General features: G+C 71.8%; 16 protein-coding genes and 3 tRNA genes. 7 read left to right on the top strand and 12 right to left on the bottom strand.

Annotation, left to right across the window (positions count from 1 at the left end):
• Positions 1-32: 32 nt before the first annotated feature.
• From rplA to MMF93_RS19600, 5 genes are all read right to left on the bottom strand, one after another.
• Positions 33-755 (bottom strand): 50S ribosomal protein L1, encoded by a 723-nt coding sequence (gene rplA / locus MMF93_RS19620; protein ID WP_242753351.1) that lies wholly within the window; start codon positions 753-755, stop codon positions 33-35.
• A 73-nt stretch (positions 756-828) separates the two neighbouring features.
• Positions 829-1263, bottom strand: coding sequence for a 50S ribosomal protein L11 (rplK, locus tag MMF93_RS19615; RefSeq protein ID WP_114018871.1), 435 nt, complete (start codon positions 1261-1263; stop codon positions 829-831).
• A gap of 186 nt (positions 1264-1449) precedes the next feature.
• Positions 1450-2394, bottom strand: coding sequence for a transcription termination/antitermination protein NusG (gene nusG, locus MMF93_RS19610; protein WP_242753349.1), 945 nt, complete (start codon positions 2392-2394; stop codon positions 1450-1452).
• 74 nt (positions 2395-2468) lie between these two features.
• On the bottom strand, positions 2469-2750 hold the full coding sequence (gene secE / locus MMF93_RS19605) for a preprotein translocase subunit SecE (RefSeq protein ID WP_114018869.1): 282 nt from the start codon (positions 2748-2750) through the stop codon (positions 2469-2471).
• 124 nt (positions 2751-2874) lie between these two features.
• Positions 2875-2947, bottom strand: a tRNA-Trp gene (locus MMF93_RS19600).
• Positions 2948-3162: 215 nt separating this feature from the next.
• On the opposite strand from MMF93_RS19600, the gene MMF93_RS19595 reads away from it, so the two are divergent.
• Together MMF93_RS19595 and MMF93_RS19590 are read left to right on the top strand one after the other, a co-directional pair.
• Positions 3163-4401 (top strand): pyridoxal phosphate-dependent aminotransferase, encoded by a 1239-nt coding sequence (locus tag MMF93_RS19595; RefSeq protein WP_242753347.1) that lies wholly within the window; start codon positions 3163-3165, stop codon positions 4399-4401.
• Between the two features lie 184 nt (positions 4402-4585).
• Entirely contained in the window at positions 4586-5620 is a 1035-nt protein-coding gene (locus tag MMF93_RS19590; RefSeq protein WP_242753345.1) for an adenosine deaminase, read from the top strand.
• A 40-nt stretch (positions 5621-5660) separates the two neighbouring features.
• Here the strand turns inward: MMF93_RS19590 and MMF93_RS19585 are convergent, their stop codons facing one another.
• Positions 5661-6251, bottom strand: coding sequence for a TetR/AcrR family transcriptional regulator (locus tag MMF93_RS19585; protein WP_242753343.1), 591 nt, complete (start codon positions 6249-6251; stop codon positions 5661-5663).
• Positions 6252-6331: 80 nt separating this feature from the next.
• On the opposite strand from MMF93_RS19585, the gene MMF93_RS19580 reads away from it, so the two are divergent.
• Positions 6332-6991 (top strand): NAD(P)-dependent oxidoreductase, encoded by a 660-nt coding sequence (locus MMF93_RS19580; RefSeq protein ID WP_242757666.1) that lies wholly within the window; start codon positions 6332-6334, stop codon positions 6989-6991.
• 69 nt (positions 6992-7060) lie between these two features.
• Here the strand turns inward: MMF93_RS19580 and MMF93_RS19575 are convergent, their stop codons facing one another.
• From MMF93_RS19575 to MMF93_RS19550, 6 genes are all read right to left on the bottom strand, one after another.
• On the bottom strand, positions 7061-8134 hold the full coding sequence (locus tag MMF93_RS19575; RefSeq protein WP_242753342.1) for a UDP-N-acetylmuramate dehydrogenase: 1074 nt from the start codon (positions 8132-8134) through the stop codon (positions 7061-7063).
• 100 nt (positions 8135-8234) lie between these two features.
• Complete coding sequence (locus tag MMF93_RS19570; protein WP_242753338.1) at positions 8235-8669, bottom strand: MaoC family dehydratase; 435 nt, start codon at positions 8667-8669, stop codon at positions 8235-8237.
• A 5-nt stretch (positions 8670-8674) separates the two neighbouring features.
• Entirely contained in the window at positions 8675-9136 is a 462-nt protein-coding gene (locus tag MMF93_RS19565) for a MaoC family dehydratase N-terminal domain-containing protein (RefSeq protein WP_242753336.1), read from the bottom strand.
• Between the two features lie 238 nt (positions 9137-9374).
• Entirely contained in the window at positions 9375-9539 is a 165-nt protein-coding gene (rpmG, locus tag MMF93_RS19560; protein WP_019354206.1) for a 50S ribosomal protein L33, read from the bottom strand.
• An 89-nt stretch (positions 9540-9628) separates the two neighbouring features.
• Positions 9629-9701: transfer RNA gene (locus MMF93_RS19555), tRNA-Met, on the bottom strand.
• A 40-nt stretch (positions 9702-9741) separates the two neighbouring features.
• Positions 9742-9814: transfer RNA gene (locus MMF93_RS19550), tRNA-Thr, on the bottom strand.
• Between the two features lie 219 nt (positions 9815-10033).
• Between MMF93_RS19550 and MMF93_RS19545 the strand changes: the two genes are divergently transcribed.
• The 4 genes from MMF93_RS19545 to MMF93_RS19530 all read left to right on the top strand — a co-directional run bounded on the left by MMF93_RS19545 (position 10034) and on the right by MMF93_RS19530 (position 13685).
• Positions 10034-11422, top strand: a complete 1389-nt coding sequence (locus MMF93_RS19545) for an amidohydrolase family protein (RefSeq protein WP_242753328.1) — start codon at positions 10034-10036, stop codon at positions 11420-11422.
• 92 nt (positions 11423-11514) lie between these two features.
• A complete protein-coding gene (locus MMF93_RS19540) occupies positions 11515-12195 on the top strand; it encodes an SDR family oxidoreductase (RefSeq protein ID WP_242753326.1) in 681 nt (226 codons plus the stop codon).
• Between the two features lie 221 nt (positions 12196-12416).
• Entirely contained in the window at positions 12417-12608 is a 192-nt protein-coding gene (locus tag MMF93_RS19535) for a hypothetical protein (RefSeq protein WP_242753324.1), read from the top strand.
• A gap of 162 nt (positions 12609-12770) precedes the next feature.
• Positions 12771-13685 (top strand): FkbM family methyltransferase, encoded by a 915-nt coding sequence (locus tag MMF93_RS19530; protein ID WP_242753322.1) that lies wholly within the window; start codon positions 12771-12773, stop codon positions 13683-13685.
• Positions 13686-13687 lie beyond the last annotated feature (2 nt).

Raw genomic sequence — 13687 nt, 5'->3', positions numbered from 1 at the left:
CTGTGCTGTGGCGCCTGCGGGCCGGTCGCGGATCAGACCGCGGCCGGGTCCTCCTCGACGAGGAGGTTGCGGGTGCGGTTCGGGTCGACCGGGATGCCCGGGCCCATCGTGGTGGTGAAGGAGGCCTTCTTGATGTACCGGCCCTTCGCCGCGGCGGGCTTCAGCCTGCTGATCTCCTCCAGAGCGGCGGCGTAGTTCTCCACGAGCTGCTGCTCGCCGAAGGACGCCTTGCCGATGATGAAGTGCAGGTTGGCGTGCTTGTCGACACGGAACTCGATCTTGCCGCCCTTGATGTCGGTGACGGCCTTGGCGACATCCGGGGTGACGGTGCCGGTCTTCGGGTTCGGCATCAGACCACGCGGACCGAGCACGCGGCCGAGGCGGCCGACCTTGCCCATCAGGTCCGGGGTCGCGACGACGGCGTCGAAGTCGAGCCGGCCGCCTGCGACCTCCTCGATCAGTTCGTCGGAGCCGACGATGTCGGCACCCGCGGCCTCCGCCGCCGCAGCACGGTCGCCGGTCGCGAAGACCAGGACCCGGGCGGTCTTACCGGTGCCGTGCGGGAGGTTGACGGTGCCGCGGACCATCTGGTCGGCCTTGCGCGGGTCGACGCCCAGGCGCATGGCGACCTCGACGGTCGCGTCGAACTTCTGCGTGGAGGTCTCCTTGGCGAGACGGACGGCCTCCAGGGGCGCGTACTGCCGCGTCCTGTCGATCTTCTCGTCCGCCGCGCGGAGGGTCTTGCTGCGCTTCACTGCTGCTCCTGACGGTATGGAGTCGTGGTGCGGGCCAGCGCCTGGCCCTGCCACGGGAAGGAAAGGGTGGGGGTCAGCCCTCGACCGTGACGCCCATGGAACGGGCGGTACCGGCGATGATCTTCTCCGCCTGGTCCAGGTCGTTGGCGTTGAGGTCGGGCATCTTGGTGGTGGCGATCTCGCGCACCTGGTCGCGGGTGATCTTGGCGACCTTGGTGGTGTGCGGAGTGCCGGAGCCCTTCTCCACGCCCGCGGCCTTGAGGATCATCTTCGCGGCCGGCGGGGTCTTGGTGATGAAGGTGAAGGAGCGGTCCTCGTAGACCGTGATCTCCACCGGGATGACCCAGCCGCGCTGCGACTCGGTCGCGGCGTTGTACGCCTTGCAGAACTCCATGATGTTGACGCCGTGCTGACCCAGCGCCGGGCCGACCGGCGGAGCCGGGTTGGCCGCGCCGGCCTGGATCTGGAGCTTGATCAGCCCCGCGACCTTCTTCTTCTTGGGAGGCATGCTTCTCTCCGGGTCCTGGTGAGAGTGATTCATCCCTCCGCCCTTCACCCGGGCGGAGGCATACCGCACAACGATAGCCGGTACCGTTCCGCGGCTCGAAACCGAGCAGGTCAGGAAGGGGCTGAGCGCCCTTCCTGACCTGTCCGGAAGCTGGTTGTTCCACCGGCCCGCGAGGCGGGCCGACGGTCAGTTCTTCTGGATCTGGTCGAAGCTCAGCTCGACCGGGGTCTCGCGGCCGAAGATCTCGACGAGGCCCTTGACCTTCTTCGAGTCGGCGTTGATCTCGTTGATCGTCGCCTGGAGGGTGGCGAACGGACCGTCGGTGACGGTGACCGAGTCGCCCACCTCGAAGTCGAGCACCTGGACCTCGACCTTGCGGCCTGGCGTGCCCGCGGGCTTGCCCTCCTCGTCGGCCGCGGCGGCCTTGGCGGCCTTCTCCTCGGCCTCGGGGGCGAGCATCTTGACGATCTCGTCGAGGGTGAGCGGGTAGGGGTCGTAGGCGTTGCCGACGAAGCCGGTGACGCCCGGGGTGTTGCGCACGACGCCCCAGGACTCGTTGGTCAGGTCCATCCGGACGAGCACGTAGCCGGGCAGCTTGTTCTGCCGGACGTTCTTGCGCTCGCCGTTCTTGATCTGGACGATCTCTTCCTCGGGGACCTCGGCCTGGTAGATGAAGTCCTCGACGTTCAGCGAGACGGCGCGCTGCTCCAGGTTGGCCTTCACGCGCTTCTCGTAGCCCGCGTAGGTGTGGATGACGTACCAGTCGCCCGGCAGGAAGCGCAGCTCCTCGCGGAGCTGGGCGACCGGGTCGACCGTCTCCTCCTCGGCGGCCTCGGCGGCCTCCTGGCCCGCGGCGGCCGCTGCCTCGGAGTCGTCGGCGTCGGCGTCCTCGGAGTCGTCGGCGTCCTCGGCGGCGACGTCGCCGGCGGCCTCGGCCGCGGTCACGTCGTCGGCCGGCAGGGCCGCGCCGTCGTCCTCGTCACGGACGGCGGCCACCTCGGCGGGCTCACCGGCAGCGGCCTCGGCGGCTTCCGCCCGGTCGACGCTGCTGTCCGCCGCCTCGACGATGTCGCGCGCCGTGTCGTCGCCCGCTTCGGGCTCGACGGCATCGTTCATGTTCGGCTCAGACACGGTGGCTGCTTCTTCCTGACTTCAAGGGGTCGAACATGCGGAAAGCCCCCGCGGAGGGGGCTTCGCGCGGGTGGTCAGCCGAAGACGTGTTTCATGACTTCGGTCAGCCCATAGTCAATCACGAACACCAGGGCGATGATGATGACGACGAAGACGATCACCACGCTCGTGTACGTGGAGAGCTGCTGCCGCGTCGGCCAGACGACCTTGCGAAGCTCCGCGACGATCTGCCGGTAGAAGAGGGCGAGGCGAGCCAGAGGCCCCTTCTTCGCCCGCTTTCCGCCCTTACGGGGCTTCTTGCCCTCGGACGACCCTCCGGGCTCGGGGACCTCGGTGGTATCCGTGATCTCCGTCACTCGTCCTCACCTGATCCGGGTCGTTGCCCTGCGGCGTCCGGCCCGGCCGCACGGCGGTGCAATGTCAGTGCATTCAGTCGCTGCAACACGTACGCACGCACACACCTTGGCGACGTGTGTGTAGCAGGGCCGGAGGGACTCGAACCCCCAACCGCTGGTTTTGGAGACCAGTGCTCTACCAATTGAGCTACGACCCTTTGTTGTTTCCCTCAACCTACCGCATCCACGCGGTCGCGCGGCGTGTGTACCGGCAACGCACTGTGATCGACAGGTCGAAGGCCAACGACGTGTGAGTGTACGTGCTCAGCGTCCCGGCGTCGAACACGATCCGTCGCCGCCGCGGACAAGATCGCCTCCCGCGCCCGTCAAACCGCTGTGCCGCGGCTCGGGCGGGTCTGGTTACATGCCCTGTATGACCGCAGCGACTCCCCCTGCACAGCCACCGTCCGAGCGCCGCCTGTCGGCGCGTATCAGCGCGATCTCCGAGTCCGCCACGCTGGCCGTGGACGCCAAGGCCAAGGCGCTGAAGGCCGCCGGGCGCCCGGTGATCGGGTTCGGCGCCGGCGAGCCCGACTTCCCGACGCCCGACTACATCGTCGAGGCCGCCGTGGCCGCCGCGCGCGACCCGAAGAACCACCGCTACTCCCCCGCGGGCGGACTCCCCGAACTGAAGTCCGCCATCGCCGACAAGACGCTCCGCGACTCCGGGTACCGGATCGAGGCGTCGCAGGTACTGGTCACCAACGGCGGCAAGCAGGCGATCTACGAGGCGTTCGCCGCGCTGCTCGACCCGGGCGACGAGGTCATCGTGCCGGCCCCGTACTGGACGACCTACCCGGAGTCGATCCGGCTGGCGGGCGGCGTCCCGGTCGAGGTCACCGCCGACGAGACGACCGGATACCGGGTGAGCGTCGAGCAGTTGGAGGCCGCGCGCACCGAGAAGACGAAGGTCGTGCTGTTCGTCTCGCCGTCCAACCCGACCGGCGCCGTCTACCCGCGCGCCCAGGTCGAGGAGATCGGCCGCTGGGCGCTGGAGCACGGGCTGTGGGTGCTCACCGACGAGATCTACGAGCACCTGGTCTACGGGGACGCGGAGTTCTCCTCGCTGCCCGTGGTGGTGCCCGAGCTGCGCGACAAGTGCGTGATCGTCAACGGCGTGGCCAAGACGTACGCCATGACGGGCTGGCGCGTGGGCTGGGTCGTCGGTCCGCAGGACGTGGTCAAGGCAGCGACGAACCTCCAGTCGCACGCCACCTCCAACGTCAGCAACGTCTCGCAGGCCGCCGCGCTGGCCGCCGTCTCGGGCGGTCTGGAGGCCGTCGCCGAGATGCGCACCGCCTTCGACCGCCGCCGCCGCACCATCGTGCGGATGCTGAACGAGATCGACGGCGTGGTCTGCCCCGAGCCGGAGGGCGCCTTCTACGCGTACCCGTCGGTGAAGGCCCTGCTGGGCAAGGAGATCCGCGGCAAGCGTGCCGCCACCTCGGTCGAGCTGGCCGCGCTGATCCTGGAGGAGGTGGAGGTGGCGGTCGTCCCGGGCGAGGCGTTCGGCACCCCCGGCTACCTGCGGCTCTCCTACGCGCTGGGCGACGACGACCTGGTGGAGGGTGTCTCGCGGATCCAGAAGCTGCTGGCCGAGGCGCGGGACTGACGCGCACTCGCAGCGAGCACACCGCGTGAGCGGGTCGGGGCACGGCGCCCCGGCCCGCTCACGCTTTCGGGTATCGCTCCGGCGCCCGCCGGCGCCCGCTCCGCCGCACCCGGCTCTTCGTTCGAGACGTCCCCTTCGGGGAACCCGCTACCGGTCAGCCGCCTCAGTACGGCAGGATCTTGGGATGTTGCACTCTTCCGGAGAGCGGGACACGCGCGCACTGCCCAAAGCCCACCTGCACCTGCACTTCACCGGGTCGATGCGGCCCTCCACGCTGCTGGAGCTGGCCGACAAGTACGGCGTGCACCTGCCGGACGCGCTCAAGGGCGGTGAGCCTCCCCGGCTGCGGGCGACGGACGAGCGCGGCTGGTTCCGCTTCCAGCGGCTCTACGACATCGCCCGCTCCTGTCTGCGCGCGCCGGAGGACATCCAGCGGCTGGTGCGGGAGGCCGCCCAGGAGGACGTGCGGGACGGCTCGCGCTGGCTGGAGATCCAGGTCGACCCGACCTCCTACGCGCCGCGGCTCGGCGGCCTCTCCCCCGCGCTGGAGATCATCCTGGACGCGGTGGAGACGGCCTCGCGCGAGACCGGGCTCGGCATGCGCGTGGTGGTGGCAGCCAACCGCATGAAGCACCCGCTGGAGGCCCGTACGCTCGCGCGCCTGGCGGTGCGGTACGCGGACCGCGGCATCGTCGGCTTCGGCCTGTCGAACGACGAACGGCGCGGCTTCGCCCGCGACTTCGACCGCGCTTTCGGCATCGCCAGGGACGGCGGGCTGCTGGCCGCGCCGCACGGGGGCGAGTTGTCGGGTCCCGGCAGCGTCCGCGACTGCCTGGACGATCTGCGCGCCTCCCGCGTGGGCCACGGCGTGCGCGCCGCGGAGGACCCCTGGCTGCTGTCCCGGCTCGCCGAGCGCCGGGTGACCTGCGAGGTCTGCCCGGCCTCCAACGTGGCGCTGGGCGTCTACGACAAGGCCGAGGACGTACCCGTGCGGGCGCTGTGGGACGCCGGGGTGCCGATGGCCCTGGGCGCCGACGACCCGCTGCTGTTCGGCTCACGGCTGGCCGCGCAGTACGACCTCGTGCGCCGCGCGCACGCCTTCACGGACGCCGAACTCGCCGAGCTGGCCCGCCAGTCGGTACGGGGCGCCTCGATGCCCGAGGACGTACGCGCCGGGGTGCTGGCGGACATCGACGCCTGGCTGGCGCCCGTGGCGTGAGGGCGGGCGCCGCCGCCCGGCACCCGTCCTGCCGGGGCGCTCAGCCGATGCCGTCCAGCACGGTGCGCGCGAGCGTGGCCGCGAAGTCCTCCAGCGGAACGGGCGGCCCGTCCACGGCTCCGTAGGCGAAGGCGCGGTGCGCGCAGGCGCCCATCAGCAGTGCGGCGGCGGAGTAGGTGTCGGCGTCCGCCCTGACCCTGCCGGTCTCCTGTTCGGCGCGCAGGTAGGCGTCCAGCCGGCTGATCGGCACGTGTGGCCCTACGCCCCTCTCGCGCATGGCCCGCTCGTGCCGGTCCTTGAGGCGGCGGTCGGCGAAGAGGGAGGCGGCGATGGGAAACGTCTCGGCGTAGAAGACGGCGGCGTGCCGGGCGACCTCGGCGAGGTTCTCCTCGACGGTGCCCGCGCCCGGGTCGCCGCGCAGCCTCTCCAGCGTGGCGCCGAGCCGCGGCAGCCGCTCGCTCAGTACGCCGATGAACAGGTCCTCCTTGCTCGCGAAGTGCTTGTAGAGCGCCGCTTCCGAGCAGCCCGCCGCCTTGGCGATCTCCTTGGTGGTGGTGCGCAGCAGTCCTTCCGAGCGCATCAGCTCGTGTGCGGCGTCGAGGATGCGGGTCCGGGTGGGCCGCGGGGTCATCGTGGTCCCTTCTTGACGGGAGAGTGAGTACTTACCCACCATAGAAGTAAGTGAACACTCACCCACCCCTGGGAGTCACCGTGCACCTCACCGTCTTCGGCGCGACCGGCGGCGTCGGCCGGGAAATCGTCCGTCAGGCGCTGGATGCCGGGCACGCCGTCACGGCCGTCGTCCGCGACCCCGCACGGCTGCCCGTCGCCGGGGAGCGGCTGGAGATCGTCACCGCCGACCTCACCGAACCCGCCGCCCTCGGCTCCGCCGTGGCCGCCCGTGACGCGGTCCTCTCCGGACTGGGCGCCTCCAGCAACGCGCAGGCACGTCAGGGCGTCGCAGCACGCGTCACCGACGTGGTGCTGCGCGCGCTGGAGACGGCCGGCACCCGGCCTGACGGGGGCCGGCCGCGCTTCGTCGCCGTCAGCGCGGCGCCGCTCGCGAGTGAGCCGGCCGACCAGACGTTCGTCTCCCGGCGGATCGCGATGCCGCTCGTCTCCCGCTTCCTCAAACCGGTCTACGACGACCTGCGCGTCATGGAAGAGGCCATCCACCGCAGTGCGACGGAGTGGACGGTGGTGCGGCCCCCCATGCTGCGGGACGAGCCGCTGCGGGAGACCTACCGCACGGCGCACGAGGTGAACCTGCGGGGCGGCCGCCTCATCGGGCGCGCCGACGTCGCCCACGCGATGCTCACCGCCGCCGCGGACCCGGCCGCCGTCAAACGGAACGTGAGCGTCGCCTACTGAACCCGCCGGCTCCCGGCCCCGCGGGAGCCTCCACCTACAGGGCCGCCTACAGGGCGCAGCCGAGGCTGCCTAGAGGGCGCAGCCGACCGTCACCGGCTCGTTCGTCAGGGTGACGCCGAACGCGTCCCGCACCCCGTCGCGCACCTCGCGCGCCAGCGCCAGCAGGTCGGCCGTGGTGGCCGAACCCCGGTTGGTGAGCGCCAGGGTGTGCTTGGTCGAGATCCGGGCAGGACCGGTGCCGTAGCCCTTGGTGAAGCCCGCCTTGTCGATGAGCCAGGCGGCCGAGGTCTTGGTGCGCCCCTCCCCCGCGGGGAAGGCGGGCGGCGCCACCTCGGGGCCCAGCCGCTCCCGCGCCCGGTCGACGAAGGCGGCGAACTGCTCGTCGTCCAGGATCGGGTTGGTGAAGAAGGAGCCGGCCGACCAGGTGTCGTGGTCGGCGGGGTCGAGCACCATGCCCTTCCCCGCCCGCAACCGCAGCACGGCCTCGCGCGCCCGCGCCGCGGGGACCCGGTCGCCGGCCTCCACCCCGAGGAGCCGCGCGGTCTCCGGATACCTGATCGGCGCGGAGAGGCCCTCCGCGTCCTCCAGCGCGAAACGGACCCGCAGTACGACGTGGCGTCCCGGATCGGCCTTGAAACGGCTGTGCCGGTAGGAGAAGCCGCACTCCGCGTTCGTGAGGGTGACGACCTGGCGGGCCCGCCGGTCGTAGGCGACAACCTCGGTGAGGGTGCTGGAGACCTCCTGGCCGTAGGCGCCGACGTTCTGCACGGGCGTGGCGCCCGCCGAGCCCGGGATGCCGGCCAGGCACTCGACGCCCGCCAGGCCCGCCTCGACGGTACGGGCCACGGCGTCCGACCAGTTCTCGCCCGCGGCCAGCTCCAGGCTGCTGCCCGACAGGGAGAAACCGCGGGTCGCGATGCGCAGGACGGTGCCCTGGAAACCCTCGTCCGCGATGACGAGGTTGCTGCCGCCCGCGATGATCAGCAGCGGCGTCCCGCTGTCGTCCGCCTCGCGGACCGCAGCGATCACCTCGTCGTCTGTGGTGGCCACGACCAGCCGCTCGGCGGGCCCGCCGAGGCGCAGCGTCGTCAGCGGGGCCAGCGAGGCCGTGGGGAGACCGGGGTCAACGTAGAGTTCCTGCACGCGCTCCAGAGTACGGGTGCGCGCGACACGGACCGGCCCCCCACTCCTGCGGCGGGCCCCGCCACGGCGCGGGCCGGCCACCAGGCTGCCTGCCGCTGTTTCAGGCCAGCTTCACCACGGCCCGGGACATGCCCAGGACCTTGGCGCCCGCGCTGGTGACCGTCAGGTCGACCTGCACCGTGCGGGCCTCGTCGTCCAGCTTCTTGGCGACCTTGCCCGTCACCTCGATGACGGCGCCCTCGTCGTCGTCCGGCACGACGACCGGTTTGGTGAACCGCACGCCGTACTGCACCAGCGCACCCGGGTCACCCGTCCAGTCCGTGACGACACGGGCGGCCTCGGCCATGGTGAACATGCCGTGCGCGATGACGTCGGGCAGCCCGACGCTCTTGGCGAACCGCTCGTTCCAGTGGATGGGGTTGAAGTCCCCCGAAGCGCCGGCGTAGCGCACCAGCCGCTCCCGGTCCACGGGGAAGCTGCGCGCGGGCAGCTCCGTGCCCGGCTCCACGTCGTCGTAACCGACCCGCGCTGTCATCCGGGTCACTCCCCTTCCGGCGTTTCGACCGCACGCGCCACCAGCTTGCAGTGGACGGTGACCACCGTCTCGCCCGCCTCGTCCAGCACGTCACCGCGGACGTCGAGAATCTCGTTGCCCGCCATCGACCTGATCGACTCGATGGTCGAACCGACCGAGAGCAGGTCCCCCGCGCGGACGGGACGGCGGTAGGCGAACTTCTGGTCACCGTGGACCACACGGCCCCAGTCCAGGCCCAGCTTCGGATCGCGCACCACGCGCTCCGCCTCGCGGAAGGTGAGGGAGAACACGAAAGTGGGCGGTGCGATCACGTCCGGGTGACCGAGCGCCTGCGCGGCCTCGACGTCCGTGTAGGCCGGATTGTCGTCCCCGATGGCCTCCGCGAATTCGCGGATCTTCTCCCTGCCGACCTCGTACGGCCTGCTGGGCGGGTACGTCCGCCCGACGAAGGACTGGTCGAGTGCCATCGGCGGCGCCTCCTGGGGCAGTGGTGGCGGGTTCACGGCTTCCCGACTGCCCGGCCTGGCGGCGTGGGCGTCGTGGTGTCGCGGCGCCGTGACTCGACGGCGACGCGGCGAGGCGCTGCGCCCTGGGGACCCGCGGGGGCCTGAGCCCGTAGAGACCGGCCCAGACCGGGCCCGTGGGGCCGGACACAGCACGAGGCCGACCCCGGCAGACGGGGACGGCCTCAGCGCGGAGAAGAAGTCAGCGCGTCTCGCGGTGCACGGTGTGCCGGTTGTCGCGCGGGCAGAACTTCTTCATCTCAAGCCTGTCCGGGTTGTTGCGCCGGTTCTTCTTCGTGATGTAGTTCCGCTCCTTGCACTCCACGCAGGCCAGCGTGATCTTCGGGCGGACGTCTGTGGCAGCCACGTGAGTGCTCCTTGACGAACGGACGGATGAACGCAGAAAAGAGTAGCCGATCGAAGGACAGACCCCACAACCGGCTACTGTCGGTGAAGTAGCGGTGACCGGACTTGAACCGGTGACACAGCGATTATGAGCCGCTTGCTCTACCGACTGAGCTACACCGCCACGATGCGGTGATCTCCCGACGGAAGACCTCTCACATCAGAGCCCCAAAACGGAATCGAACCGTTGACCTTCTCCTTACCATGGAGACGCTCTGCCGACTGAGCTATTGGGGCGAGCGATGAAGACATTACACGTCCCGCCGCCAAACGTGAAATCGGTATGGGTGCCCTCCGCGTGCCCTGGGCCACCTGGTGAGAGCCCTGGGACCACGGCCGCCCCAGCCTCCCCGTACACCACACCGGTACGACTATTCGTCTCTTCCCCGCCGCCACCGGCCACGCGTCCTACGCTCGTCCCCACCTCGACGTGGGAGCCAGGACGGGGGAGCGGAGATGACCGACAGCGAGCCGCAGGAACCGGGGAGAACGGGGCACGAATTCCACCACGCCGCACCCCGGCGTTCCGCCCGCCCGGCCCACTCTCTCGTGCTGTGCGGCGCACGGCTCGCGGACGGCCGCACGGTGGACGTACGCCTCGTCGGCGAACGCATCGAGGCCGTCGGCACGGCAGGCAGCCTCGGCGGCGCCCGCGAGTCCGGCACCCGGCTCGACCTGACCGGCTATCTCCTGCTCCCCGCACCCGCCGAACCCCACGCGCACTACGACAGCGCACTGACGGCACTGACAGCCGAACCGCCCCGCCCGCGCCACCCCGAGGCCGGCCCGGGCGACACGAACGGGACCGCCGCCGGTGCCACGGGCAGGGCAGCGGACGGTGGCCAGGAAACGGCCGGCGGGACGGACGCCCTCCCCCGCGAGGACATCCAGCGGCGCACCACCGAAGCCGCCCTCCTCCAGCTCGGCCAGGGCGCCACAGCGCTGCGCACCCACGTGCACATCGGCGACGTCGCCGGACTGCGGTCGCTGGACGCGGTGCTCCAGGCCGGGCGGGCGCTGAGCGGCATGGTCGACCTGCACACCGTGGCCGTACCGCGGCTGCTGACGGGCGTCGCGGGCGCCGAGGGGCTGGCGATGCTGCGGGACGCCGTCAAGAGAGGCGCCACGGCCGTCGGCGGCTGTCCCGACCTCGACCCCGACCCGGGCGGTTACGTGGAGGCCGTCCTGGACGTCGCCGCCGAACACGGCTGCCCGGTCGACCTGCACACCGACGGCGGCGACCCGGCCCGGCTGGCCCGGCTCGCCGCCGCGGCCGGCGGGCTGCGCCCCCGCGTCGCCATCGGCCCCTGCGGCGGTCTCGCACGGCTGCCGCACCAGGTCGCCCAGCGCGCCGCGGGACAGCTGGCCGCCGCGGGGGTGACCGTCGTGTCCCTCCCCCAGGGCAACTGCGGCGTCCTCGAACGGCCCACCCCCACCGCGCCGTCCCGGATGGCGCCCGTCCGCATGCTGACGGCAGCGGGGGTCAGGGTCACGGCCGGCAGCGGAGCGCTGCGGGACGCGGCCAACCAGGTCGGCCGAGGCGACCCGCTCGAAGCCGCCTACCTGCTCGCCTCCAGCGGCGAGGCCCGCCCAAACGAGGCCTACGAGGCGATCAGCGCGCGGGCGCGGTCCGCGATGGGACTCCCCCGGGTACGCGTGGAGGCGGGCTTCCCCGCCGAACTGCTGGCCGTGCGCGCCACGGAGCTGGCCGGGGCGCTCTCCCTCGCCTACAGCAGGATCGTCGTCCACCGCGGACGCGTGGTGGCACGGACCAGCGCCGTGCGCGAGTACTGCGACCTGGCCGGCGCCCGCGAGCCGGGGCTGCCGCGCCAGTCCCAGGGCTGAGCCCCGGACGTCCCGGCCCCCGAGACCCGCTCGGGGCACCAGGGTGGGGTGGGGTCCGTGAGCGGGTGTGTCCGGGGGCGTACGGTCGGTGCATGCGCACAGTCATCGCTGGTGGACACGGTCAGATCGCGCTACGGCTGGAGCGGCTGCTCGCCGGGCGCGGAGACGGGGTGGCGGGCATCGTGCGCCGCCCCGAACAGGCGAGCGACCTGCTGGCGGCCGGCGCCGAGCCCGTCGTGTGCGACCTGGAGTCGGCGAGCGTCCAGGAGCTCGCCCGGCACCTGGAGGGCGCCGACGCGGTCGTCTTCGCCGCCGGAGCCGGCCCCGGCAGCGGCAGCGAGCGCAAGCAGACGGTGGACCACCGGGCGGCCGTCCTGTGCGCGGACGCCGCCGAGGCCGCGGGCGTACGGCGCTACCTGATGGTCTCCGCGATGAGCGCCGACGCCTCACTGGCGGGCACGCCCGAGGGCATGGACCCCGTCTTCGCCGACTACCTGCGCGCCAAGGGTGCCGCGGACGACGACCTGCGAGCCCGCACGGACTTGGACTGGACGGTGCTGCGGCCCGGACGGCTGACCGACGATCCCGGCACCGGCCGCGTACACCTGGCCCCCGAGACCGGACGCGCCGAGGTGACCAGAGACGACGTCGCAGCCGTCCTGACGGCCCTGCTCGACGAGCCGCGCACCGCGGGCCTGACGCTGGAACTGGTGGGCGGCCGCATGCCGATCCCGGAGGCGATCGACGAGGTCGCGGGCGTGGCGGGCAGCTGATCCCGTTCTCCGCCCCGACGTCACGTGCGCCACGCCGCGTTCACCACGCCCCGTTCACCACCCCACGTGACGTCACGTTCGCCAGGATCCGTCGAACGCGAGGCCCCGCCCGCCCCTCCCCCGGGTGGTTCCTCTCACCCGTCGGAGGGAGCGGGGTTGCTCCCCGCGCGAGCGGGAGATCGCATGGAGCGCCCCACCCCCTGTGACCGAGGGAGCTCGACATGCGTGCACGGATCCTCCTCGCGGCCTCCGCCCTGGCCGCCGCCGGCCTGCTCGGCGGAGCCGGCGCCGCTGCGGCGGCAGCCGAACCCGCACCCCCCACCTCGCACCTCAACGGCCTGGCGAACTCCACCTGCGACTCGGCGACCAACGCCGCGGCGCTCCTCGGCGGAAGCATCAGCTGCGGGCAGTGACGTCCTGCCCGCAGCCCGCAGGTCACCCCGGTCGCGTAGCCCGGTCGCGTCGCCCTGTCGCGTCACCCCCGTCCTGACGCGCGGAGGGGGCGGAGGGATCCGCACAGGGGAGTCGTCACGCCGCAGGGCTCTGGTTCCCGTTTGCGGGGCTATCGTTCCCGGATGGGGAAACGGGCCGCGGAGTTCCTGGCAGAGGCAGCACGGTGGTACGTGCGGTACGCCCCTGGCCGTCTGGAGAAGCCACCCCTCTCCCGCCTGCTGAACGAGCACTTCGCCCAACGGCCGGTCCGCCGCACCGTGACGACTCGGACGGGCGCGGCCTTCGAGGTGGACACCGAGGACCTCATCCAGCGCTACCTCTACCTGTTCGGCGTGTGGGAGCCGCACATGACGCGTTGGCTCACGCGTCGGCTGCGCCCCGGAGACGGTTTCGTCGACGTGGGAGCCAACATCGGCTACTTCAGCGTCCTCGCCTCACGGCTGGTCGGAAGAACCGGTGCGGTCACCGCGTTGGAAGCCTCCCCGCAGTTCCACCGTCAGGCCCTGCGCAACCTTCGGCTCAACCACTGCACCAACGTGCGCGCCGTGAACGCCGCGGTCGCCGCCGAGCGCCAGACGCTCCGCTTCACGCTCGCGTCATCACGCAACCTGGGTGCCAACAGCGCGGTTCCGTGGGACGGGCCGGCGGCGTCCTCCTTCGAGGCGGACGCCGAGCCGTTGGCGCGGCTGCTGCGGTCGGACGAGATCGAGAGAGCCCGTGTGATCAAGATTGACGTCGAGGGCGGCGAAGGGGCTGCCGTCCGTGGCCTGGAGCCCGTACTCGGCCGACTCCGCCCGGACGCGGAGATAGCGGTCGAGGTGGCTCCCGCTCGCATGGCCCAGCTCGGGGACGACGCCGCGGAGTTGCTCCGTACGATGCGCGGGTACGGCTTCCACGCCTACCGCCTCCCGAACAGCTACCGGCCAGGCAGCTATCCGACGGCCCTCCACGCACCGCACCCGCCTCGGCGGTGGCACGGCCCACTGCCCGAAGTGAGCGATCTCGTCTTCTCCAGGACCGACGCCGAGGTCCTCTGAGG

This window comes from Streptomyces tubbatahanensis (assembly GCF_022699385.1).
Lineage (GTDB): Bacteria > Actinomycetota > Actinomycetes > Streptomycetales > Streptomycetaceae > Streptomyces > Streptomyces diacarni.
This window is presented reverse-complemented; position numbering and strand designations above follow the sequence as displayed.

Excerpts from the sequence above, each read along its gene's own strand:
- rplK (WP_114018871.1), bottom strand. The coding sequence starts at position 1,263 with ATGCCTCCCAAGAAGAAGAAGGTCGCGGGGCTGATCAAGCTCCAGATC.
- MMF93_RS19565 (WP_242753336.1), bottom strand. The coding sequence starts at position 9,136 with ATGGCACTCGACCAGTCCTTCGTCGGGCGGACGTACCCGCCCAGCAGG.
- MMF93_RS19535 (WP_242753324.1), top strand. The coding sequence starts at position 12,417 with ATGCGTGCACGGATCCTCCTCGCGGCCTCCGCCCTGGCCGCCGCCGGC.
- MMF93_RS19540 (WP_242753326.1), top strand. The coding sequence starts at position 11,515 with ATGCGCACAGTCATCGCTGGTGGACACGGTCAGATCGCGCTACGGCTG.
- MMF93_RS19585 (WP_242753343.1), bottom strand. The coding sequence starts at position 6,251 with ATGACCCCGCGGCCCACCCGGACCCGCATCCTCGACGCCGCACACGAG.
- MMF93_RS19545 (WP_242753328.1), top strand. The coding sequence starts at position 10,034 with ATGACCGACAGCGAGCCGCAGGAACCGGGGAGAACGGGGCACGAATTC.
- MMF93_RS19570 (WP_242753338.1), bottom strand. The coding sequence starts at position 8,669 with ATGACAGCGCGGGTCGGTTACGACGACGTGGAGCCGGGCACGGAGCTG.
- MMF93_RS19595 (WP_242753347.1), top strand. The coding sequence starts at position 3,163 with ATGACCGCAGCGACTCCCCCTGCACAGCCACCGTCCGAGCGCCGCCTG.
- MMF93_RS19590 (WP_242753345.1), top strand. The coding sequence starts at position 4,586 with ATGTTGCACTCTTCCGGAGAGCGGGACACGCGCGCACTGCCCAAAGCC.
- MMF93_RS19530 (WP_242753322.1), top strand. The coding sequence starts at position 12,771 with ATGGGGAAACGGGCCGCGGAGTTCCTGGCAGAGGCAGCACGGTGGTAC.